This is a genomic window from Enterococcus sp. AZ089 (assembly GCF_050547225.1).
GTDB lineage: Bacteria > Bacillota > Bacilli > Lactobacillales > Enterococcaceae > Enterococcus_D > Enterococcus_D entomosocium.
Genome location: NZ_CP172954.1, coordinates 1,393,604 through 1,417,942, shown reverse-complemented (window position 1 = coordinate 1,417,942; position 24,339 = coordinate 1,393,604). Strand labels below are relative to the sequence as shown.

Below are 24,339 nucleotides of genomic sequence, written 5' to 3'. Positions count from 1 at the left end.
CTTACTCATTTTGATGTAAAATATTAGTAAGAAGCACCATTCCCTTTTTTTATCGGAGATGGGCACCCAATTGGAGTGAATCAGCCATGAATTTAGTTAACCCTCGGACCTTCAATCCCGAAATCATCTATCTCTTTGACCCATGGACGCAAGCAGAAAGTCATGGAGAAATGCATCATCATGACTTTTTAGAAATCAGCGTCTTGTTAGAAGGAGAAAGTACGTATTATTTTGAAAAAGAACCAGCGAAGAAAATTCGTGCTGGCAGTGTCATGCTTTTTAATCCTGGTGTCGACCACTGCGAATTACAGCCTAAAGGCACTCGCTCCCACCAGTTGCATATTGGACTGAAGAATATTTCCTTGGAAGGATTCAAGCGAAATTTTTTCCCCAACAAACACCCATTGTTAGAATTAGGCAAATACCATCATCAAGTTTTGGAAAAAGCGTGGCAGTTGGTGCGAGAAAGCAGTGAAGAGCGGGATGAGTTTCAGTTGATGCAAAAAGCTGTCTTGATGGAGATGCTCGTCTATATTTTACGCGGACTAAATGAAGACCACATCAATGTCGTTCCTTACCTTTCCAAAAGCCAAAGAAGACAACAACAAATCGTCAACTATACCGTCTATTATTTGGAAAATCATTATAAAGAAGAAATCACCTTGGAAAAACTGGCACAAGATCAATTTCTCAGTCCGACGTACCTTTCCAAGATTTTTAAAGAAGCGACAGGGGTCAGCCCCATTAACTATTTGATAGAAATCCGCCTAAAACGTGCCAAAGACATGCTAAAAAATGACAACCTCACGATCAAGGAAGTCGCCTCTGCAGTTGGCTATCAAGATGCCTATCACTTTAGCAAGTCTTTTAAAAAACTTTATGGCGTCTCTCCTTCTGGGGTGTTGCCAAAACCAAAAAATTAAAAAGCAAGCCAATGATTCTTCACTCGAAGAAAAATCATCGGCTTGCTTTTATTTTTTATTCATTGAATAAAATAGTTCATAAAAAGACTGGCAATATTGAAATAGATCAAAACACTGGTCAAATCACTGAGGGTCGTAATAAACGGACCGCTCGCCACTGCCGGATCAAACCCAAGCTTATCCATTAGCATCGGAATCAAACTTCCCGCTAAGTTGGCTACTGTGATGGCACACATCATAGCCATCCCGATCACAAACCCTAGAATCGGATTTTGTTTCCAGACAGCCACAATAGCAAAAATCGTCAATCCGGTAATAGCTCCTGTGAAAAGTCCTGTAAGCACCTCACCGACCACTGTTTTCATAAAGCTATTTTCTTTATCATCATTGATCGCCAAGCGGCGTACGGCTACCGCTAAAGATTGGGTACCGGCATTGCCGGCAGTTCCGGTGATCAGTGAGATAAAGACGGCGAGAATACTTGCTTCACTAACTAACTCTTCATAATGGCTGATTAAACTGGCGGTTGCCATTCCGAGAAAGAGTAAGGTGATGAGCCAAGGTAACCTTCTCGAAGAAGCTTTGATCGGGTTTTCACTGACTTCTTCTACATTGACCCCTGCCAAACCCGAGTAATCACTGGCTGCTTCATCATCGATAACGTCGATGATATCATCGACGGTCACGATCCCTAATAGGTGATCGTCATAATCGGTGACTGGCAATGCGAGAAAGTCATAATCCCGGAAGGTCTGAGCGACATCCTCTTGGTCATCTCCAACATGAACCGACATCACCCGCTCGTTCAAAATATCAGCAATCATGGTATCTTCATCATTGATGATCAAGTCTCTTAAAGAAATAACGCCCACAAGTTTGTTGTCGGTATCCACGACGTAAATATAATAAATCGTCTCAGCAACATCTGCGGCATTTTTTAAGACATACATCGCTGAACGAACCGTTTGGTTGGCAACAATGGAAACAAACTCGGTTGTCATCAATGATCCAGCTGTTTCATCTTCATAATGCAATAGTTCTTTGATCTCGCTAGCGGCTTCAGCAGTCATCAGACTCAAATATTTGGCCGTTTGTTTCTTGTCCAATGTATTCAGTAGATCGACAGCATTATCGGTATACATCTCTGCTAACATCGTTGCAGCATATGCCGGCCGCATTTCTGAAAGATAGTCCACCATGTTTTCATCGTCTTCTTCAATGACGTCAAACATGTCTGCCAATTCTTTCGGCGATAGATACGTATAGACGATTTGTCGATCGTCTGCTTCTAGAGATTGGTAGAATTGACCCTGCTCGTAGATATGCAGATCCAAGAATGCCTCACGAAATCCCTGGATATCATTGTCTTTTAGTGCTTGATTCAGTTGATCAAATCGTTCGGTTAATTCTTGATTTTCATCCAATCTCTTCACCTCATTTGTTATTGCTTATCGATAGCTGAACAAACAGCGGCCATGTCTGCAGGTAAAGGCAGTTCAAAAGCCAACGGTTCATTCGTAAAGGGATGCTGGAATTGCAGCTGACAGCAATGAAGTGCCTGTCGTCTGATCCCAAAAGCCATTGGTCCCCCATACATCTCGTCTCCTAGTAAGGGACAACCGATTGCAGAAAAATGGACCCTTATTTGATGTGTCCGGCCTGTGTGTAGTTGAATGTCGACTAATGCGCAATCTGAATTGCGCTGTTTTAGCCAATACTCCGTACGTGCCTCTTTTCCTTCTTCACTGACCTTGCGTTTCAAAAGCGAGGTCAGGTCCCTAGCGATAGGCAAATCGATCTCGCTATGGGCGGATAATGCGGAAAGATCTCCCGCAACGAGGGCTTGATATTTTTTAACAACTTGCTTCTTCCGTAACTGGCTATCCAGCTTCGCATGGGCAAAGCCGTGTTTTGCAAAAAGCATCAATCCTGATGTGTCACGGTCTAAGCGAGTCACTACATGGATCACTTGATCTTCATAGTGTTGCGCTTGATAGTAGGCCTTGACTCGATTGGCCATCGTGCCAGTCGGATGATATTGCGCAGGAATCGATGAGATGCCAGCCGGCTTATTCACGATTAACAGATGGGCATCTTCATACACAATCTCAATAGGTGTCGGATCAGCCAGCATCGTTTCATGTTCCCCTTCAGGAGGAATTACAATAGTTACCCTATCATTTTGCGCCAAAGAAAACAAGACGTTTTGCTCGTGGTCGTTCACAAATATCTTTCCGCCTTGAAATTTTATTTTCGCTAGCAGACCTTTGGATACTCCTTGTTCCTTCAAAAAATATTTGACTTGCTGCCCTTGTCCGGTATATTGATACGTAAATTCCATGAGTTTATTCTTCTCCAATAAAGGAATCTTTGACACGATTCCAAAAATGCATATGCCGATAAGACGCAAAATGAATCCGTTCATCGGCAATCCGGTAATAGATTGCGTCGATTTCTTCTTGCTCGATGGTAAATTGATCAATCGTCACTAAATAGTCGGTACTTTGTTGCAGTTGCACTTTGACCCACTCGTGATGACCCACGACGATCGGTGATCCAAGTGTCCGAAAGACGCGATTGTTCAAAGAAGCAATCTCTGCTAATTGAAACGCATTGATACTTGGGTGCAATACTGCCCCACCAACACTTTTGTTATAGGCAGTTGAGCCGGTTGGCGTTGAGATCGAGAGGCCATCCCCGCGAAACTTTTCAAAGAGGTCTTCTTTAATAGAAATATCGGCAACCATGGTGCGATTGCCGCGTTTGATCGTTGATTCGTTCAATGCCAGGAAATGCTTGTCTGGTTTGCCATTTGCATAAGTGATTCGGACATCCAATAAAGGATAACTGACACTCTTTTGATGGTCATTGCATAAAGACTCTACCAATTCATCCAATTCATAGTCACGCCAATCTGTATAAAAGCCGAGGTGTCCCGTATGGACCCCTAAAAATTGTACTTGGTCTAACTTATGGTTGAACAAGTGAAAAGCAGAAAGAAGCGTACCATCTCCACCAACAGAGATCACTAATTCAGGGTTCTCTTGATCGATCTTGTTTTCAGACTGCTCCAGGAGGACAGTTAAACGCTTCGTCACTTCTACTGACTTGCTTTCTTGATTATGGACGATTGCCACGCGGATGCCTTTCATTCTGATTCCTCCTTCGGCAACTTGGGCGTGTCATGTCCGCCGCGTTTGCCTTTCCCATGAGAAAACAACCGCTGTGCCTCTTGGATCTCTTCACGAATATTAGACATCTCTTCATCTAGCTGGTAGGCTGCTTCTGCCGAACGTCGTAGTCGCTCGCTAATTTCATCGGGAAATTCCCCTTGGTATTTGTAGTTCAATGAATGTTCAATCGTTGCCCAAAAGTTCATCGCCAGTGTACGAATTTGTACCTCTGCTAAGATAATTTTTTCTCCATCGATCAATTGAACTGGATACTCGATCACCAGATGATACGAGCGGTAACCACTGACTTTTTTATTGGTAATATAGTCACGTTCAATAATGACTTTCATGTCTTTACGTGTCCGCAACAGTTCAACGACTTGGTGAATGTCTTCCACAAACTGACACATGATTCGCAAACCGGCGATGTCAGACATTTCTTCTTCAAGACGATCCAGTGCGATTCCTCGTAATTTGCTTTTTGTTAAAATGCTATCTACTGGCTTGACACGCCCCGTGACAAATTCAATGGGAACATGTTTGTTTTGTTCCCGATATTGTTTTCTTATGCCTCTTAATTTTACTTTTAATTCTGAAACCGCCTGTTCATAAGGCGCTAAGAATTCTTCCCAATCTCGAATCATTCTTCTCCCTCGATTCTGTTCATAACATACCTCTTATTCTACCATACTCTTGGAATAAAACTGAATGGACAGAAGTGCAGAAACAAAAGATTTTTTTGTCTGCCCCAATCGTTTCCGCTTTTCTTTGTTTAGTTTCTTTGACGGAATAGCTGAAACAGCGTACACTATGTTTGCAATAGAAAGAGAGTGAAAATCAATGGTCGAACAAGTAGAGATTGAATATAAAACAATGTTGACGGAAAAAGAATACCACCAGTTGCTTGCTTATTACAAATTGTCAGAAAAAGCCTTCAAGACGCAAACCAATTATTACTTTGATACGCAAGACTTTAAACTGCGAGAAAAGCATTTTGGCTTACGCATTCGCACGACTCCTACCAATGCAGAATTAACGCTAAAGACCCCCATTGAACACGGTCTGTTAGAAACGACTGATCCTTTGACAATCGAAACCGCAGCGTCATTGATCGCGTCAGAAAAAATTTTAAAAACAGGTGTGGTTGCTCAACGCTTAAAAGCAGCGAATATCGAACCTGATTCATTACACATGATCGCAGCATTAAAAACGAAACGGGCGGAATTTCCGATCAATGAAGGATTACTTGCTTTGGATGAAAGCTGGTATGGTCAACAGCATGATTATGAGTTAGAGCTAGAAGTCAGTGAGCCAATTCAAGGAAAATTTGCCTTTCAATCGTTATTGCATTCTTTTGGTGTTCCTTACCGACCAGCAAAAAACAAGATCATTCGAGCCGTTGAAGAAAAATCATTGTAGGATGCCCTTTTGCTTACTTTTTTCGCGTTTTTTTGCTATATTTAATAAAACATACTTATTTTGTTTTTCAAGTTACTCAAGAATCTTAATTGGGGAGAGATTCAAATGATCGAACTTTTTTTATTTATTAATCCGATTGGGCCTATTTGTTATGATATCGAAAAGGAGATTCTCAACAAATTAAACACGAGCCGCAAAAAAATCCATTTGCAGATCCTGCCTTTCGTTAACTTGTTTTCCGTAGGTGTTTCAATGGACTATTTGTCCATGAATAAGGCGGATTTGGTCTTGCGAAATGAACAGACCAACCAAATCTATGCTGCGTCATTGGATTATAAAGCAGCCCAGTTGCAAGGAAAAAAAATTGCTCGGGATTTCTTATTGAAACTGCAACAACGGATAGGGATCGAAAAACAGGAATATTGCGACACCTTAGTGAAAGATCTATTTTCAGAAACGAACGGTGATTTAGAGATGTTCCTAGAAGATCGTACATCTGAGTTAGTGAAAAAGAACTTTGCCACCGATCAGAGGGTAGCGAAAGACATGGGCATCACGATCACACCTTCTGCTGTGGTGTATGATTTTTCAAGTGAAGAAGAATATGGGGTCCTTTTAGAAGGATCAGAGGAACTGAGAAGTCTTCCTCTCGTCTGTGGTACAGCAACAGAACTCGATACATTTACGCAAAAAGCTCAGTCTTTGAAAGCACCAAAACTTTCCACTATTCATGAAATTGATCGAGGGTTGATTCTTTTATGAAACCCTATTCAATAGCGACGCTGCGCAGCGAGCCAAACGATGATCTTGTGTTTGGCTCGCTGCGCAGCGTTTTTCATTGCAGGAGGAACAAAAAAAACAAACCAATCCTTTTCGGACTGGTTTGTACTCTTTTCAATTATGCTTCGATTTCTTTTACGAGTTCTTCCAATTCATTCAAGCGTTGCTCAAATACTTTCATTGCATCTTCAATATAATCTGCTTTCGTCATATCTACGCCTGCTTTTTTCATGACTTCGATTGGATAATCACTACGTCCGGCTTTCAAATAGTTCAAATAGTTAGTTAAGGCATCCGGTTCGCCAGCTAAGATTTTCTTCGCCAAAGCAGAAGCTGCCGAAAAACCAGTTGAATATTGGTAAACATAGTAATTGTAATAGAAATGCGGAATGCGTGACCACTCAAGACGAATCTCCGGATCTTTTTCAACTGATGGTCCGTAGTATTTTGCATTTAACTCGGCATAGTTCTCGCTTAAGAATTCACTGGTCAACGGCGTTCCTTTCGCATCTTCCACGTGCATGAAGTGTTCAAACTCGGCAAATTGCGTTTGACGGAAAATCGTTCCTTTGAATCCATCAAGAAAATGATTCAAGACATAGGCTTTGACCCGCGGATCAGTCTCAGTCCGAAGCATGTATTCCGTTAAAATATTTTCATTCGTGGTTGAAGCGATTTCTGCTAAGAAGATCGAGTAATCCCCATAGGCATAAGGCTGGTTATTCCGTGTGAAGTAACTATGCACACTGTGTCCCATTTCATGAACGAGGGTAAAGAGTTGATCCAATCGATCATTCCAGTTCATTAAGATATAAGGCAGTGTGTCATAAGCACCTGAAGAATAGGCACCACTGCGTTTGCCTTTGTTTTCAACGACATCGATCCACCGATTGCTGAAAGCTTCTTCAACTACAGCTAGATACTCTTCCCCTAATGGTTTTAGCGCTTCTTTCGCTTTTTCGACTGCTTCTTCATAGGTATAGCGAATCGGTGCTTCCCCTAAAATCGGCGTGTACACATCATACATATGAAGCGTGTCGACAGCCAACAGGCGTTTTCTTAATGCCATATATCGGTGTAATAATGGCAAATGCTGATTAACGACGTCCACTAAGGTATCATAGACACTTTCAGGAATATGATTGGCACTCAAAGCGGCTTGGCGTGCCGAGTCGTATTTACGGGCTTTGGCTTTAAAGTTGTGGGCTTTGATATTCGTACTTAAGGTTTGGGCAAAGGTATTGCGGAATTGCTCATAAACGCCATAGAGACCTTTAAAGGCCGCTTCCCGAACAGACCGATCCGTGCTTTCCATCAACTCACCGTATACACCATGAGATAGCTGTACTTTTTCCCCGTTTTCGTCTTCAACTACTGGAAAATCCAAATCAGCATTGTTTAAAACAGAAAAAATGTTGCCGGATGCTCCAAAAATTTCGCCTGCTCCGGCCAATAGCGCTTCTTGATCGGCAGGCAAAACATGGGGCCGCTCGTTAATAGTTTTTTCGATCATATGACGATAAACAGCTAGTTTCGGTTCTTGATCGAAATAGCCCCAAATCGTTTCATCGGACATCGTCAATAATTCGGGATCAAACCAAGCAACGGCTTCACTTACTTGCGCAACTAAACTGCTGGCTTTCGCATATAAGCCTTGATAAGTCGTATTAGCGGTATCTTGATCATTTTTCAAATGACTGTAAACATACAGTTTCTCTAAACGGCGAGAAAGATCTAAGACAAATTCTAAAGCGGATAGGAAGGCTTGTGGCCCATCTGCTAAAGTGCCTTGGTAACTGCTAGCTTCTTTAAGCTGTGCTTGGATTTCTTGAAATTCTATGTCAAAAGCCGCATCATCGGCATAGATTTTCGTTAAGTCCCACGTTTTTTCGACTGGAATCGATTCACGTGCTGGTAATTGTTTTGTTTCTGACATTCCCTTCACTCCTTGTTCATTGGTTAAAAATATCTTATCACACTTTTCAACGAAACCAAATCATTGGCTTGAAAAAGAAACCGAATTTTCTAAATATTGGCATTCTTGAAAGATTTCTCTCAATATTTCTCTTTGATCAAGCAAAGGAAAGCACCATTGCCAATGCAGCTTCCTCAACTGAATCAACCACTGTTCAAAACTAATGGGACATTCACTTAAATAGAGAAAGCGAAAAATCAGTATGTGGTGTTCAAATAAAAAGCCAAACCGACTTTCACAATAGCACCAAAGAGGCAACTGTGAGACATTCCCATTCAACGGGTATACTATTTCTTGAATCTCTCTGATTTTAGGCAGTCTGTTTCGCAGTTTTCGAATCACCCACAAACGATAATCGACTGCTACCCATTCAATAGAATGATGGGTATCTGATTCATCTGCTTCGTACAAAGGTCGAAGTGTCTCTTTCCTGTATGGCTCCCCTTTTTGTATAACGCTTCGTCGACTGATTACCCCTTCTTGATAGTGCCATTTGATTTGGTGCAGCCGCACCAAGGCCTGATTTCGCGTATCAATGAGCCACAAGCAAAAGCCAGTAGACGGATAAGTACAGCAGGCTTTTGCCAAAAGTGACCAATGGCGTTTCGGATACAATTTGGTCCCTAGGATCCACCAAGGCTGATAACCATTTGCTAAATAAGTGCTGGTTCGTTCCAGAAATCGTGAAAACTTGAGTGAAGAACACTGGACTTCAACGGCAATATTTTTGTAACAGAGATCAGGTCGCTGCTGAAGTTGCGGCAAGTAGGCTTCAAGTTCAATATCCATCTCTTGATACCATTCAAACAAAAGTTGTTTTGCTTCCAAGTGCTCCTTCGTCTCCCCTTCACTGTATGTCTGACAATCAGTAATGGCTTGATGGGCAAAGTGGGACTGTCGCTTAAGTCCTTGCCTCAAAATCACTTCTTTCTGACAGCCTGGGCAATAAAAAGGGCCCGAGGATTTCTTTGCCCCTTTCGCTAGGATGACTTCTTTTCTTTGGTTCAACGCTTTCAACATCTGGCTCACCTCAATAAGAGGTACGCCAGATTCGTCAAACACAATCAAAAAAGCCAAAAACATTGTCAAAATGTCCTTGGCTGGAAATGATTTTCATCCATTAATCATTCTTGAAATAGAAACGAGTCAATTCAAGTGCATCGTTTTCCATGATCAACTCACCGTATTCTGATAAAACTTCGGGCGTCACTGAAGTCCTTTGGGCAAATTCCATCAAATAAGAAAGTGCATTTTCCACTTCAATATCAGTAATATCTACATCCATAAATCGAATTTCAATATAATAATGATTGCCCATTTGGTAAAGATTGGTTGCAACGGAATCCAAATATACTTCGGATGCCAATTGAATCATATCTTCGAATCGCAACAACTCAAATACAAAACGATTGCCGATTTCTTCTGCTTGCTCTGACTCTTGTAATTGAGCCGCTACATGTTTTTTCAACATATCGGTAATGTCTTCATTCGCTTCATCGTTCATCTCATCAAAATTTTCCATTCCTTCTGGTGGAAGATTTTTGCTAATAAACAATTCTAACCCATCGCCTTTAGGCAAGACTTGGAAAGTTACAGCTTCACTGCCTTTAAATTCTTCGTCAATATCAACTTCTTCAAGAATACTGTAAAAGAAGTTTTCAATTTCATTGTGATTTCCTAGAAGGTCAAGAAAAGTGATGCCTCTCGCAGCTAAGTCTTCACTTTTGATCAATACACGAATGGTGTTCTCATTGATATGTTCCATTTCCATATTAGCTACACCTCACTTTTGCTACTCACTATAGGTTCATTGTATCGAAACCTGATAAAAAGTAAAGAGAAAACGAATATCCTCTTAAGAAAAACGTAAAAACTAAAAAAAAGACTCACTTTCTACGAGAAAGCGAGTCGATGAAGTCAAATTTATAAGCCTGCCATTAATTGCGCTTGTCTTAGTTCCAGTTGGCGAACATCCCTAGGTAAGAACCGACGAATTTCATCTTCGTTAAACCCAACTTGCAATCGTTTTTCATCAATCATAATTGGCCGACGCAATAATCCTGGATTTTCTTGAACAAGTGTCAATAAATCTTTTAGGGGCAGGTCATCTAGATCCATATTCAACTTTTGGAATACTTTGGATCTGGTGGAAATAATTTCTTCTGTGCCATCTTCTGTCATTTGTAGAATTGCCTTAAGCTCAGAAATATTTAACGGTTCTGAAAAAATATTTCTTTCAACAAAAGGGATTTCGTGCTCTTGTAACCACGCACGAGCTTTGCGACAAGATGTGCAACTTGGGGAAGTGTATAGTGTCAACAACGTGCATCTCTCCTTTTTAATTTTCAATCAAGCAAGTCCTGTTCCCTCGCTTGATTTCAATTATACAGGTTTAACTAAAAAAAATCTAGTCTAAATCTCATATTTTTTAATAAAACTCGAAAGTTATATTAAAAGCGAAACCTTTTAGGCAAAAGGTTTCACTCAAAAAGTTTATTTTTAAATGAGAAAAATCAAATTTTTTTTTAATATTACTTCTTTTATACAACAGTGTGTCAAAGGTGTATCAAAAAGATGTCAGAATATTAAAATACTCTTTTAGTTGAATCCCGCGTTTTTTAATTTCCCCTCTGTAATTACATGTGTAATCAAAAAAAATGGAGAAAAAAACCAAGTCCATGGCTCAATCGTTTTCAAAGGAAAAATTTCACGATCCCTTGTTGCCTTGGAAACGACAGGGCTACAATAAAAATATATGTTATTTTTTCCAGAGAAGATTCTCAACCAATGTCTTCATTCTTGATTCCATTGTATCACATTCCTTTTTAATCAGAAAACCATACAAGCATTTCTGTCATAATCGACAATAAAACAGTAGGAGAAATGAATATCTGCTTATAAATGAAAAGGGTTTCTCACAAAAATTTAGTGAAAAACGATCAACCTAAGAAACCCGTCTTTTATGCTTTTTCCTGACAAAGTATAAAAAGACTAGTGTTTTCTTGGATTGATCGTTCATTTCTTTCTTCTAAGGGAGAGAAGGTTCTCCATCACGAGCGAATTGCGCATCATGCAATGCGCGATAATGTCCCTTTTTCGCCATCAAATCTTCATGGGTCCCCTCTTCTAAGATGCCTTTATCACTAACGACAATGATGCGTGTCGCATGTTTGATCGTTGCGAGGCGATGGGCAATGATCAAGGTTGTACGGCCATCTGCCAAAGAATTCAATGACTCTTGAATCACTTGCTCGGTTTCTGTATCCAACGCTGATGTTGCTTCATCCAATATCAAAATCGGCGGGTTTTTTAAGAACATCCGAGCAATCGCTACCCGCTGCTTTTGACCACCGGATAATTTGACTCCTCGTTCACCGATGACCGTATCTAACCCATCCGTCATTTGATCGATGACCTTTTCTAAGTGTGCTAATTTGACTGCCTTTAAAATCTCTTCTTCTGTTGCATCAAGTTTGCCATAAGCAATATTTTCTCGAATCGTTCCCGGGAAAAGAAAGACATCTTGCTGCACAGTCCCAATCTGCTGACGTAAAGAAGCCAGGGTCATCTCCTGAATATTGATGCCGTCAATCGTAATGGCGCCTTCAGTGACTTCATAAAAACGCGGCAACAAGTTGCATAACGTGGTTTTCCCTGAGCCACTTTGCCCGACGAAGGCGATCGTCTCGCCAGCTTTGATCGATAAATCGATGTGATTCAAGACTTTCGTCGCATCCGCATAGGAAAAAGAAACATCTTGGTAGACGATATCCCCTTTTAATGATTGAACAGCCCGTGCCCCTGGTTTGTCTTTGATCGTCGGTTCTTTATCCAATTCTTCGGTCAATCGTTTGAAGCCAGCGATGCCTTTCGGATAGCTTTCAATCATCGTATTGACCTTCTCAATTGGTCTAACAAAGACATTCGATAATAAAATAAACCCAACAAACTGGCCATTCGTCAGTTCACCACGAATCACGTAGTAAGCACCAAAAATCAGAGCAAACAAGTTGATCAAGCGAATCAGAAAGTAATTATACGCTGAACTGATCGCCATTACCTTATAAAAAAGGATCTTCGATTGCCGATAGATTTCGCTCAATCCATCAAAGCGTTTATGTTCGAACGTTTCATTAGCAAACGATTGGGTCACTCGAATGCCGCTAACAGATGCTTCCACTCCGGCGTTGAACTCACCGAGGTTGTCATAGATCTGTGTATTGACTTTGGTCATTTTCTTATTGAAAAAAACCAAGGCAATCGTAATCAATGGAATCAACGCAAATGTCGCTATCGCTAATTGAACGTGCATATTCAACATCAATAGGAATGCCCCCACCAAAGTCATGATGGTAATAAAAACATCTTCTGGCCCATGGTGAGCGACTTCAGAGATTTCAAAGAGATCCGTGGTCAAGCGACTGATCAGCTTGCCGGTCTTTTGATTGTCATAATATTCAAAAGATTGGGTCTGCAGATGTCGAAACAGTTCTTGACGCATATCTGTCTCAATATTGACCCCAAGTTTATGACCATAAAAAACCACGATATATTGCAACACAGTATTGATCACATAAAACAAGAACAAGCCTAAGCAAGCCAATAGTATCAAGCGAAAGTTGTTCTGGGGCATGATCTTATCGATTACTTGGTTGACGGCAACGGGAAAGGCCAGTTCTAATAAACCAGCAAATACCGCACAAGTAAAATCTAGCATAAATAGTGACCGATACGGTCGATAATAACGAAAAAACCTTTTTAACACATTTCCCCCTCCTCAATAGCTTTCATTATAAGCAACTCTTTGAAGAAATGCAAAATGAGAAACATGTGAAAATGGGTAAAATTCACTATAATTTTGAAAACCTATCAAGACGCGGATTTCTAAAAACAGTAAATAAAACCTTTATTTCACAAGGCTTTCCCTCTTTTTTTTAGAGTCATAATGGCTTATGATTGATTCGAAAACAAACTGAAAATTTTCACTAACTCTGAAAGGCGTGTCTCTTTTGATCACTAGTATTCTTTTTGATGTCGATGATACCTTATATGACCAGCAACAACCATTTCGTAATGCCATAACCTCATGCTTTCCACAAATTGCCCGCAAGGACCTAACCGCTCTTTATTTGCGTTTTCGCGTACATAGCGATGAACAGTTTGGAAGGGTATTGGCGAATGAATGGACGCTGGAGCATTTTCGTTATTACCGGCTGACTCATTCTCTAACGGACTTAGGTTATTTCCCTATTACTATGGAAGAAAGCTGCCAGTTTCAGCTGTGCTATGAACAAGAACTAGATGCTATCACGCTACATCCAGAAGTTGAGTCAACCTTGAGTTATTTGTCCAAATTGCCAATCAAATTAGGAATTATTACTAACGGTCCCACCGACCACCAACAAAAGAAGTTGAATCAGTTGCAACTGACTCGATGGATCAAACCAGAGCATATGATCATTTCACAAGCAACCGGTTATCAGAAACCAGAGCTAGAAATTTTCCAATTGGCAGAAACCGCCTTTGCTCTTGATCCAGAAACAACACTGTACGTAGGTGACAACTTTGATAATGATGTAGTGGGCTGCAAAAAAGCCGGTTGGCAAGCCTTGTGGTTCAATCATCGTCTTCGTCAGGCGCCTAATGGATTGGAAGATTTGCCCGATGTGTCGATCACTGCTTTCTCGCAGCTCCAAGAAAGTATTGACGCCCTCTTGCAGCTTCCTGCATACGCCTATAACTAAAAAACATGGACCTTCGCTTCAAGCGGGTCCATGTTTTTTTGAATGCTTAATGTTCTTCGCCGATACTCAAAATTAAGCGAATATCTTCTTCGGTCATTTGTTGAAGCTGGGTTTCATTGCCTTGAATCACTTTTTGGAAAAGCTCACGTTTTTCTTGTTGCAATGCATCCATTCGTTCTTCAATGGTTCCTTCGGCGATCATTCGCCAGACTTCGACTACATTTTTTTGACCGATCCGATGGGCTCGTCCAGCGGCTTGTTCTTCCACTGCCGGGTTCCACCATAAATCGTATAAAATCACTGTATCTGCACCAGTCAGATTTAGTCCAGTTCCTCCTGCTTTTAATGAGATCAAGAAGACATCTTTTTCGCCACTATTAAAAGCATTGACCATCGTCAAACGATCTTGCGGCGGTGTGCTGCCACGCAAATAGAAGGATTCAAACCCTTCCTGGGCTAATTCTTCTTCAATGATCGAAAGCATACTGGTGAACTGAGAAAATAGCAGGACACGACGGCCATTTTCTTTGGCTGCTAAGAGTAAATCTTTGACCTGTTCAAGTTTCCCAGAAGCCCCTTCGTAGTCCTCCACGAATAATCGAGGGTCACAGCAGATTTGCCGTAGACGAGTCAAGCCAGCCAAAATACTGATCCGATTTTTGCGGAAAGACGTAGAATCCATTTGCGCGATTTCTTCTCGCATTTGTCGCAAATACGCCAAATAAATTTTCTTTTGTTCCTCTGTTAGGACACTGTAATAATTTGTTTCCAGCTTTTGCGGCAAATCATGTAACACAGATTTTTTATCTCTTCGCAAAATGAAGGGTTTGATCATTTTTGCAATTTCTTGTGTAGACAGTTCCTTAAATTTCTGCTTGTTGGGGAAAAAGCCTGGCATAATCATTTGGAACAAGGACCACAATTCTTCTAAATTGTTCTCGATCGGTGTGCCACTGAGGGCGAACCGCTGCGGAACTTCCAAGGATCGCAATGCCTGTGCCGTTTTGGTCGCGCTGTTTTTGACCATCTGTGCTTCATCTAAAATCAAACACGATAGCTCTAGTGCTTGATAGGCATCAATGTCCTGACGCAAGCTTGCATACGAAGTAATTCGGACGTCCGCTGATTGCGCCATCTGCGCTTCTCGCTCTTCTTTCGTTCCACTGATGACAGTCGCTGAAATTGAAGGTGCGAACCGTTTGATTTCTTGCTGCCAGTTGAATGTTAGACTGGCTGGCGCCACGATCAACGCATTCAATTTTTGATGCTCTTGTTTCTCAGAAAGCAAATAGCTAATGGTTTGGACGGTCTTCCCTAACCCCATTTCATCAGCAAGAATGCCGCCAAATTGATAATGGCTCAACATTTTTAGCCAACGAAAGCCAACTTCTTGGTACTGCCGCAACTCAGCATGCAAGTTGTCTGGCAACTGTGCCTCAAAGTTTTCTGGATGGATCAAATCTTTCGTCATTTGCTGAAAGCCTGTGCTAAAACTCGCTTGATCGGCAAACTGTTCTTGCAGTAATAGCCCTTGATTCAATGGGACTTGGATTGCCCCGTTTTTCGTATCTAACGAGAGCCGCAATTTTTTGAGGGCAGCACTTGCTTCTTGAAACTCTTCCGACTCCAACGAAAGAACTTGCCCATTTTCTGTGGTATAAAATTGCGCAGATTGCAACAGACTCCGCAAAACATCGTTGATCTCTGATTCTTGAATGCCGCTAACATCAAACTTGATATCCAACCAAGAACCATTCTCTTCAATCACGATTTCTGGTCGATGATGCTGGGCATCAAGGTAGAGTTCCCGCAGCTTCTTGCCGATCCGCACTTCCCCTAATTGTCTCAAGACCGGGATCTCTCTCGTAAAAAAGGTATAGAGTTGCTCACCTAGTGGTAGATTTTTTTGCCAATTTTTGCTGCTGGCTTGATAGCCAAAGGTTTCAATAATGGCTTCGATCCGTGCTTCTTGTTGGAAATCACGTAAAATCTCTGGATGATTTTCTGGCATGTATTGATGTTTTTCATCACTTGAAAAAACGACTTCTCCATAAGTAAAATCAACTTGTAGATCTACTTGACCTTTGATTTTCCGCAAGGAGAAAACTGCTTTCAATTCAGATTCTTCGATGTCATTTTGAACCTCAGGAGCCACTTGGACACGCCCAATTTTTCGCAAATAAGGCAAAACTTTCATAAAGAGATTCGCCAGCTCTTCTTTTGGATAATCAATGATTGGCTGTTCAAAACGTTTAAACAGCTGCTGCATCGTGACATAGATCTCCTTTTGCTCGACAGTCAGTTCATAAAATGTTCCGTCCAACAGCCCCCAGTTATAATAACTAAGTAAGTGGTCGAAGTCTTTTACGAACTGCAGCGGAAAATGATCCGTTTCTTTTGTAACTGAAAACGTCAATGGTTCCCCCGATTGGAAGTCTACTTGGCTGACCTTGGTTTCACCAATGGTGATTTGCGTGTAGACATCATTGAATTGCAATAGCAGTTCCTTGCCGAATTCAACGGGCAGAAGCAAGTATTTTTTATCAAGTTTGCCATTGATTTGAATGCCCGCTTGCCCCATTAATTGTTGGGTTTGCGCGATTCCTGTCAATCGATTCAATAAAGCTCGATTTTTCTCATCAAAGGCATCCGCAGAAAGCAAAAAGGTCTGTTGCTTATTGGCCGCATATTGCTTGTTCTCTTGATACATCTGTAAAAATTTATAAATGTTTTTGACGACATAGGTCCTGGCCGTGCCGCGATGCCCGACCTTCAAAGAGACCCCTAAAATATCCATCTCTTGGTGATAAGGATTTGTCGCAATCGTATCTACCCGAAATTCAATCTGTAATGGTTTACTCGCTTCCTTTTCGCTGTCTAAGCGAGCAAAACCATTGGAAAACATCTCTGAAGCAGAAAAGGCTTTTTTGATGGGGGTTTGTTCATTGATTTTTCGTGTTTTTCCTTGTTGGCGTAAATAGAGTTCGACGGCCACCGTATGTTTGCAATAATGATGTTCTTCCCAATAGGGACATTGGCAATAATCCACTTCTTTGGCAGTAGCATCCAAAGTAACTAAATACAATTCTGTTCCGAGTACTTCTGCATGCCACACATTTTTTTCTTTATCCGGGGTGACAGACAGGACACGGCCTTCATTAAGATACGTTCTCCCCCGCTCGATTACTTTTTCTGGAATACTCCACTTCATAAGAGCCCTCCTCTCCTTATTCTTTTATTCGGATCCGGCTTTGCCCGCTGCCGTTGGTTTCTACGAACACTTGCTGCAGGATCCTTGCCCGCAGTTCTCGAACATGACTGATGATCCCAATCATGCGCCCTTCATTTTCGATCATTTCTAATGCTTCCATCGCCATTTCCAATGATTCTTCATCAAGCGAGCCAAACCCTTCATCGATGAAAAGTGCTTCGATCTCAATCCCGCCAGCTCGTTGCTGGATCACATCTGCTAAAGAGATTGCTAACGCTAAGGCTGCAATAAAGCTTTCACCGCCTGACAGTGTATGTGCTCTTCTGACTTGACCGGCATTATCGTCATAGATGTCAATTTCTAAGCCTGTTGAGCTTCGATAGCTCCCAACTTTATCCGCTAATTCAAATTGATAGCGGCCACGGGTCAAACGGGACAAGCGTTCATTGGCGACTTCTAAGATCTCCGTCAAAAATTGTTGCAACACATACCGTTCCAAGCTGGTTTTCTTCGTGTTTTCGCCATTGATGGTTTCTGCCAACTGTTGAAGTTGGCCTAATTGGGCAAGTTCTTCTACATTTTTCTGATAAATGACTTGCAACTCGTCAAATAACCGTTGATTGCTGTTGACCTTCTCCTGTTTGCGAACCGTTTCTTGCTGTAATTCCTCCATCACAGTCTGCAACTGAAGGTAGGTCGTTTCCAATTGGATTAAATCCATTGTCGCCTGCTCTTTTAATTGGGTATCTAGCAATATCAGACGCTGTTGAACAAACGCCGTTTCTTGCTCATAGGTTTTGATTTCTTCTGTCAGAAGGGTTGTTTGAGGAGCTTGGGCAATCAATTCCCGCATTGCTTCTTCAGTCATCGCTGCTTCTTGCAATCGTTGCATCAGCCGTTGTTCTGCTTTCGCCTTGGCGGCTTGCTTTTCTTCGAAAAATTGTTGTACATTCTTCAACTTCTCTGAAAGGATCGCTTGCTGCTCTTTGATCTGTGCTTCTTGCCGGGCATCCGCCTCGATTTGTTGCGTATATTCCCTTAGTAAAAGATGAATTGACGCTAAATCGGCTTGTAGTTGTTGGTAAGTAGCACCACCAAGTTGTTCTTGCAAAGAGGCCAATTTTCCTGCCGCAAGTTGACGCGCTTCTTCGGCCTTTTTTGCTTGCTCACTGACTTGCTGATAGGATTCATCTAACTTTGTCAATTGCCCCTTTACTGCCTGATATGTTTTTTGCGCTGCTTCGTAAGAGGAGGCTTTTTGCTGATTGAGAGATTGTCGTTTTTTTAATTCCTGTGCAATCGTTTCTTCAGTAAGCTTCTCTTGCGTTTCGAAAGGCTGTAACCTAGCGTATGCCTGCTGAACGTCGTTCCAAGCAGCAGCCGCTTGCTTTTCCGCCGAAACGCTTGTCGCTTGCCATTCATTGATCCGCAATAACGCTTGTTCTTGAAGCGTTTGATTTGCCGATACCTGCTGTTGGACTATCGTCAATTTTTCTTGCATTTGCTCAAGTCTTTGCTCACTCGCAAGAATGTCCTCAATGGGATAGGTCGTATGCTCCTGTGCATTCGGATGATCCAATGATCCACACACGGGACAAGGTTCATTTTCTTCCAATAAAAGACGAAGCCGCGCAATTTGCATCCGAGCATTTTGACTGGTTTCTTGTTTTAGCGTTTTTTGCAGCTCTAGCAAAGATGTTTCTAGTTGCTGTTTTTCAAGGACCAAATCCGAATGAATTTGTTGTTGTTCCCCTGTTTTTTGCTCTGCTTCACGAACCAGTGCCTTTGCTTGCTGCCATTTTTCAATTAGCAATTGTGTTTCAGCTAGTTTTAATGCTTCTGTTTGAAATGTTCTTAACGTTTCAATTTTTTCTACCAGTTGCTGCTCTTGTGTTTTGGTGTTAGCAAGCACTTGAGTAATTTTGGTCAATTTGCCCGTTTGCTGCTGTGCTGCTTTTTCCTGCTGTGCCACTTCTTCTCGCTGCTTTTCTGTGCGTTGCGCCAATGGAATCTGCTGCTGGATCTGTTGGCTTCTTTGATTGGCAGCTTCATGCTTTTTCTTAGTCTCTTCGATCAACGGTCTTTGTTCTTGCCAGCTTACTTGTTGCCGCTGAACATCTTGCAACAGCTGCTTCGTTTCGTCGATTTGCTGTGCTGCTTGCTGCGCTTCATTTACGCGTTCTTCTTTTTGCTGCATGATTTCTTGATGTTCAAGCGCCCACACAAGTTGGGTCAATCGTGCTTTTTTTTGATCGATCTCGTTTTTTTGGGCATTCAACAGTTGTGCTTTTTCTTGTAGTTCTTGCCATTCGATCCGAGCATTTTCGATTTCTTTTGCACGGTAAAAGGCATCTTGCGCAGCTTTCATTTCTTGCGTTGCCTGGTCTTTTCTCTGCAATAACTTTTGAAGTTGAATCTGTTGTTTCTCTAAATCTTGCGCCCATAAAGTCAGACATTCCGCAACCGTTAAAACTTCTTGCACTTCTTCCCATTCAAAACGCTCCATGATCTGCGAAGCGACTAGTTGCTGATGTTCAAGCTTTCTACTTTGTGCTTTGACTTGCTCTTTTAGCCATTCATTAAATTGCTGGTACATTTCTGTACCAAATAGATTTCGTAAAACCCGTTCTTTCTCGTTACTACTGGCAATCAGAAAATTACGAAATTCTCCTTGCGGCAACATCATGATTTGAAAAAACTGTTTTGCATCCAGCTGCAGCAGATCCTTGATAAACGCATCAACTTCTGTCCGTTTACTGATCTGCTTTTTCTCTTTGCCATCGGCGTCAAAAATCGTCAATTGAACTTTTGCCGTTTGGTTAGTGACACCGTCACCACGTTTTTTTGCTAACGTCTGTTCCGGTTTCCGTTGGATCTGGTAGGTAAAACGCTGATGTTCAAAAGTAAACGTGACGCTGGTCTCTTCGGTTGGTGAAGCAAACATCGATCGCATTTCTTTGCCTGAGCGCAGATTCCCTGATGTTTCACCGAACAAGGCAAACGTCATTCCATCGAAAATCGTCGTTTTTCCTGCACCAGTTTTGCCGCTGATCAAAAACAACCCGCCAGCTTGCAGCTGACTAAAATCCAATTTTTCATCAATGAATGGACCAAAATTTTTCATTTGTAAAGACTTCGGTTGCATGACTATTCCCTCTTTTCCACGACAAATGCTTCATTTAATCCTTGTTCGATCCATTTGGTTTGTGAATCGAGCAATGAATCACCCGTCATTTCTTGAAAAAAATGACTGATCAAGGTCTGCGGATCGGTTTCTCGTGTCGTTAATTGTCTTTTTTTCGTCTGTTCTCGTCCATTCAACCGTTCGACAGACAAAATAAATGGATAGATTTTTCGCAACTGATTCATCATATTTGGAATCACAGCACGATCCGTCAGCAGAAAATGCCAAAACGCCTCACGATCAAGATCACGATAAAAACCCGGATCGATCAACTCCTCAAAGGACGCCGTCAGCTGCTGGATATCCCTTTTTGGTGTCAATGGAATAAATTCATTGGTATCTTTTACGGTATCAATAAGATAGATTCCTTTTTGGTTCGTCCGTTCAGAAAGGGAAAATTTCAGTGGTGAGCCGCTGTACCCGATCTTTGGGTGTTTGAGAGCCGTATTGGCATGTAAATGGCCTAAAACAACCCGATCAAAAGGCGCAAAAGCGGTGGTCGGTACGCTGTCCAATCCGCCAACTTGAATTTTTGTTTCTGAATCTGTTTGGCTAGAACCCGCCACAAAAAAATGGGTCACTAGCACTTGCTTTTTGGACGAGTCAAAGTTCTTGGTCATCTCCTCAATGACTCTTTGGACACTATCAGAAATCTTCATTAATGGTTCATCAAAAAACAAGCGGGCCTCGATGGGTTCGAAATACGGTAGTAAAAAGAATTGTGTATCGTCAAACTCAACCGGGTGCAAACTTTGTTCGATGCTAGTGGACAGGTAAAAGCGTGTTTGTTGAAACCACTGACTGCCGGTTTCTAAACGAGTTGGACTATCATGGTTTCCTGAGATAGCCAATAATGGCAGTTCATTCGTTAAATTGATTTCAGCGATTTTTTCATTTAGTAATTTGACTGCATCAACAGCAGGAACCGAACGATCATAAAGGTCCCCCGCAATGACGATGGCATCGACCTTTTCTGCTCTTGCTAGCGCTATGATTTGATCAATGATTGCTCGTTGGTCTTCCAGCAGATCATAGCCATGTAGTTTTTTTCCGATGTGCCAATCAGCTGTATGTATAAAGCGCATTTCTTCACCTTCTTAAAAAATATCCTTCCAATCATTATACCACTTTCCCTGATCGTTAGACATCTCTCTTCCAGCGAAATTTCATTTACCACCCATTTTTGATAAAAATAGCGAACACCTAACATCATTATGTTGAAATGTTTTTTCAATTATAAATTTATATCTTGAAATATAATTACACTTCATTTACAATGAGTGTGAAATCGAATTCAACAATCGCTTTCATCACTATTCTAAAAGAAAGGAGAAACGATATGCTTGCAATAGGACTCATGTCAGGAACCAGTTTGGATGGAATCGACGCTGCTTTAGTAAAAATCAACGGCTGCGGTACCGAAACTGACGTCCAGCTGATGGAAATGCTCACACTGCCCATTGGTGAAGAATTGAAGGAACGAATAAAAACTGCTTGTGATCCGGTGGAATCAAATGTTCCCCTCATCTGCCAATTAAATACTGAATTAGGGTATCAATTTTTGAAAGCGTGTCAAATCCTCTGCCAAAAAGCCGGTATTGAAGAAAAAAGCATTGATTTTGTTGCCAGCCACGGACAAACGATCTGGCACTCCCCCGATGCTGATCCAGCGAAAAACAGCACCTTGCAAATTGGCGAACCTTCGATTATTGCTTATGGCTTACAAACGAAAGTCGTCGCCGATTTCCGAGTGATGGATATGGCTGCTGGCGGGCAAGGAGCGCCCCTTGTACCTTATACGGACTATCTGCTTTATCAATCAGACGATAAAAATCGCTTATTGCAAAATATTGGCGGCATCGGCAACGTTACGGTTCTGCCTAAAAATGGTGGCTTAAGCGAATTATATGCTTTTGATACAGGTCCAGGAAACATGGTCATCGATGAACTAATGGTTCAGCTATTCGGTCAGCCTTATGATGCGTTTGGTGAAACAGCCCGAGCGGGAGCAATTATACCCACCTTGCAAAAGGAATTAAGAACTCATTTTTATTTGTCCCAGCAACCGCCGAAAAGCACTGGACGTGAACAATTTGGCAAACATTTTGTGCAGCAGCTAATGACCGAATATCCCCAAGTAGCATCGGAAGACTTGGTGAGGACTTTAACCGATTTCACCGCATTTTCCATTGCTGACAGTTACCAAAGGTTCATTTTCCCTCAGTTGGGAACAAATGATATTGAAGTGATTCTTTCAGGTGGTGGCGCCCATAACCATCTGCTGATTGAGATGATCAAAGGCTATTTACCCGAAACAGTAGCCGTTGTAACACAAGATGACATTGGCGGTTCGAACGATGCCAAAGAAGCGGTGGCTTTCGCCATCTTAGGAAATGAAACCCTTCACAGCCGTGTCAACAATGCCCCTGCAGCAACCGGGGCAGCCCAAGGCGTGATTTTAGGAAAAATCATTCCGAATCCATGGGAAACAATAATGTAAAACATCTTAGGAGGATAAACCATGTTAGATAAATTCACTCAGTTCATCGAACGCCATCTGGCAGGACCGATGGAAAAACTTGGCAGCCAGCGTCATTTGCGAGCGGTTCGTGACGGGATCGTTTCAACATTGCCATTGATTATCGTCAGTTCGTTCTTTATGATTTTAGCCTTTCCACCGCTGCCTCAAAGTTGGGGCATCTATCAATTCTTGTCTAGCAATGCCACAACGATCTTATTGCCTTATCGAATGACGATGTACATTATGAGCTTGTATGCTGCATTCGGGATCGGATACAGTCTTTCTCGCTCTTATAAGCTTGATGGTCTTTCAGGTGGGATCTTAGCTACGACCGCCTTCTTACTGACCTTCACCCCGGTCAATATCCCAGCAGAAGCGTTGGATGCAGCTGGAACGGTCGGTTTTGTCTTGCCAATGGCCAATTTAGGGAGTGCTGGTATGTTCGTGGCGATCATCACCTCGATTCTTGCCGTTGAAATCTATCGGTTAACGGACAAATCGAAATTCAAAATCACGATGCCAGAACAAGTCCCACCTGCAGTCGCTCGCTCTTTTGAAGCCTTGACTCCCACTTTAGTGATCATTTTAGGAATGGGCGCAATCACTTACTATATCGGTTTTGACTGGCACACGATCGTGGCAAAAGTCGTCGATCCTTTAGTCAGTGCCGCAGATACCTTGCCAAGTGTGCTTTTGATCACCTTCTTGACGACCTTCTTCTGGTCATTCGGGATCCATGGTGCTTCTATCGTTGGTTCACTGGCTCGTCCATTATGGTTACAGTTGTTAGAAGGAAATACAACAGCGCTTGCATCGGGAGATATGATTCCCAATATTGCAGCCGAACCATTTTATCAATGGTTCATCTGGATTGGTGGGGCTGGTTCAACGATTGGTTTGGCTATTTTGTTAGCTTTTCGCACAAAATCGGAATTCGGTTCAAAACTAGGAAAAACAGCCTTAATTCCAGCTATTTTCAACATCAACGAACCACTGATTTTCGGTACACCGATTGTCTTGAATCCAATCTTGATCCCACCATTCATCATTGCGCCTTTAATCAATGGTATCATTGCATGGGTCGCCACCTCAGCAGGTTTAGTCAATGCCGTCACGGTCAATGCCCCTTGGACATTGCCTGGACCAATTGGTGCTTTCTTAGCGACTGGCGGCGATTGGCGTGCGATCGTGCTGAATGTTCTTTTGATTCTTTTATCGATTCTGATCTATTACCCATTCGTAAAAATCTATGACAAAAACGAATTGGAAAAGGAAAATCAACCAGTCACACAATAATTTGTTGATAAAGGTCGGACGAAGCACCCATCAAGACAATCGGAAGAAGCGCTCCACAGCAGCATTTTTCGATACTAAGAGGTGCTTCGTACGATTTTTTTAGAAAGAGGGAA

General features: G+C 41.9%; 18 protein-coding genes. 6 read left to right on the top strand and 12 right to left on the bottom strand.

Annotated elements, in window-relative coordinates:
- Positions 1–86: 86 nt before the first annotated feature.
- Complete coding sequence (locus tag IGJ01_RS06635; RefSeq protein WP_005236722.1) at positions 87–923, top strand: AraC family transcriptional regulator; 837 nt, start codon at positions 87–89, stop codon at positions 921–923.
- 59 nt (positions 924–982) lie between these two features.
- Here IGJ01_RS06635 and mgtE read toward each other — a convergent pair whose 3' ends face one another.
- The 4 genes from mgtE to IGJ01_RS06615 are packed head-to-tail and all read right to left on the bottom strand — an operon-like array spanning position 983 to position 4,740.
- The gene (gene mgtE / locus IGJ01_RS06630; RefSeq protein ID WP_005229714.1) at positions 983–2,347 is read right to left on the bottom strand and encodes a magnesium transporter; all 1,365 of its coding nucleotides are present in this window, start codon (positions 2,345–2,347) and stop codon (positions 983–985) included.
- A 17-nt stretch (positions 2,348–2,364) separates the two neighbouring features.
- Entirely contained in the window at positions 2,365–3,264 is a 900-nt protein-coding gene (locus tag IGJ01_RS06625) for an RluA family pseudouridine synthase (RefSeq protein WP_034872214.1), read from the bottom strand.
- A gap of 4 nt (positions 3,265–3,268) precedes the next feature.
- The gene (locus IGJ01_RS06620; protein ID WP_301280263.1) at positions 3,269–4,066 is read right to left on the bottom strand and encodes an NAD kinase; all 798 of its coding nucleotides are present in this window, start codon (positions 4,064–4,066) and stop codon (positions 3,269–3,271) included.
- Between the two features lie 5 nt (positions 4,067–4,071).
- Complete coding sequence (locus IGJ01_RS06615) at positions 4,072–4,740, bottom strand: GTP pyrophosphokinase (RefSeq protein WP_005236729.1); 669 nt, start codon at positions 4,738–4,740, stop codon at positions 4,072–4,074.
- A 196-nt stretch (positions 4,741–4,936) separates the two neighbouring features.
- Here IGJ01_RS06615 and IGJ01_RS06610 point away from each other — a divergent pair, with 196 nt between their 5' ends.
- Together IGJ01_RS06610 and IGJ01_RS06605 are read left to right on the top strand one after the other, a co-directional pair.
- A complete protein-coding gene (locus tag IGJ01_RS06610) occupies positions 4,937–5,515 on the top strand; it encodes a CYTH domain-containing protein (RefSeq protein WP_008379748.1) in 579 nt (192 codons plus the stop codon).
- Between the two features lie 105 nt (positions 5,516–5,620).
- Positions 5,621–6,277: a DsbA family protein gene (locus tag IGJ01_RS06605; protein ID WP_144330970.1), complete on the top strand. Its 657-nt coding sequence runs from the start codon at positions 5,621–5,623 to the stop codon at positions 6,275–6,277.
- A gap of 136 nt (positions 6,278–6,413) precedes the next feature.
- Here the strand turns inward: IGJ01_RS06605 and pepF are convergent, their stop codons facing one another.
- The 5 genes from pepF to IGJ01_RS06580 all read right to left on the bottom strand — a co-directional run bounded on the left by pepF (position 6,414) and on the right by IGJ01_RS06580 (position 13,035).
- A complete protein-coding gene (gene pepF / locus IGJ01_RS06600) occupies positions 6,414–8,231 on the bottom strand; it encodes an oligoendopeptidase F (protein ID WP_086372733.1) in 1,818 nt (605 codons plus the stop codon).
- A 60-nt stretch (positions 8,232–8,291) separates the two neighbouring features.
- Complete coding sequence (locus IGJ01_RS06595) at positions 8,292–9,290, bottom strand: competence protein CoiA (protein ID WP_420657397.1); 999 nt, start codon at positions 9,288–9,290, stop codon at positions 8,292–8,294.
- A gap of 100 nt (positions 9,291–9,390) precedes the next feature.
- Entirely contained in the window at positions 9,391–10,041 is a 651-nt protein-coding gene (locus IGJ01_RS06590) for an adaptor protein MecA (protein ID WP_016621314.1), read from the bottom strand.
- A 152-nt stretch (positions 10,042–10,193) separates the two neighbouring features.
- On the bottom strand, positions 10,194–10,592 hold the full coding sequence (gene spxA / locus IGJ01_RS06585) for a transcriptional regulator SpxA (RefSeq protein WP_003127030.1): 399 nt from the start codon (positions 10,590–10,592) through the stop codon (positions 10,194–10,196).
- A gap of 706 nt (positions 10,593–11,298) precedes the next feature.
- The gene (locus IGJ01_RS06580; RefSeq protein WP_086332240.1) at positions 11,299–13,035 is read right to left on the bottom strand and encodes an ABC transporter ATP-binding protein; all 1,737 of its coding nucleotides are present in this window, start codon (positions 13,033–13,035) and stop codon (positions 11,299–11,301) included.
- A gap of 244 nt (positions 13,036–13,279) precedes the next feature.
- Between IGJ01_RS06580 and IGJ01_RS06575 the strand changes: the two genes are divergently transcribed.
- A complete protein-coding gene (locus IGJ01_RS06575; protein WP_034878652.1) occupies positions 13,280–14,014 on the top strand; it encodes an HAD family hydrolase in 735 nt (244 codons plus the stop codon).
- A 46-nt stretch (positions 14,015–14,060) separates the two neighbouring features.
- Here IGJ01_RS06575 and IGJ01_RS06570 read toward each other — a convergent pair whose 3' ends face one another.
- The 3 genes from IGJ01_RS06570 to IGJ01_RS06560 are packed head-to-tail and all read right to left on the bottom strand — an operon-like array spanning position 14,061 to position 21,494.
- The gene (locus IGJ01_RS06570) at positions 14,061–17,225 is read right to left on the bottom strand and encodes an SNF2 helicase associated domain-containing protein (protein WP_430601543.1); all 3,165 of its coding nucleotides are present in this window, start codon (positions 17,223–17,225) and stop codon (positions 14,061–14,063) included.
- Between the two features lie 16 nt (positions 17,226–17,241).
- Positions 17,242–20,370 (bottom strand): AAA family ATPase, encoded by a 3,129-nt coding sequence (locus tag IGJ01_RS06565; RefSeq protein WP_430601542.1) that lies wholly within the window; start codon positions 20,368–20,370, stop codon positions 17,242–17,244.
- A gap of 2 nt (positions 20,371–20,372) precedes the next feature.
- Complete coding sequence (locus tag IGJ01_RS06560) at positions 20,373–21,494, bottom strand: exonuclease SbcCD subunit D (protein ID WP_430601541.1); 1,122 nt, start codon at positions 21,492–21,494, stop codon at positions 20,373–20,375.
- A gap of 254 nt (positions 21,495–21,748) precedes the next feature.
- Between IGJ01_RS06560 and anmK the strand changes: the two genes are divergently transcribed.
- Together anmK and IGJ01_RS06550 are read left to right on the top strand one after the other, a co-directional pair.
- Entirely contained in the window at positions 21,749–22,909 is a 1,161-nt protein-coding gene (gene anmK / locus IGJ01_RS06555) for an anhydro-N-acetylmuramic acid kinase AnmK (protein ID WP_194188025.1), read from the top strand.
- Between the two features lie 21 nt (positions 22,910–22,930).
- Positions 22,931–24,226, top strand: a complete 1,296-nt coding sequence (locus IGJ01_RS06550) for a PTS sugar transporter subunit IIC (RefSeq protein ID WP_005236767.1) — start codon at positions 22,931–22,933, stop codon at positions 24,224–24,226.
- The last annotated feature ends 113 nt before the right edge of the window (positions 24,227–24,339 follow it).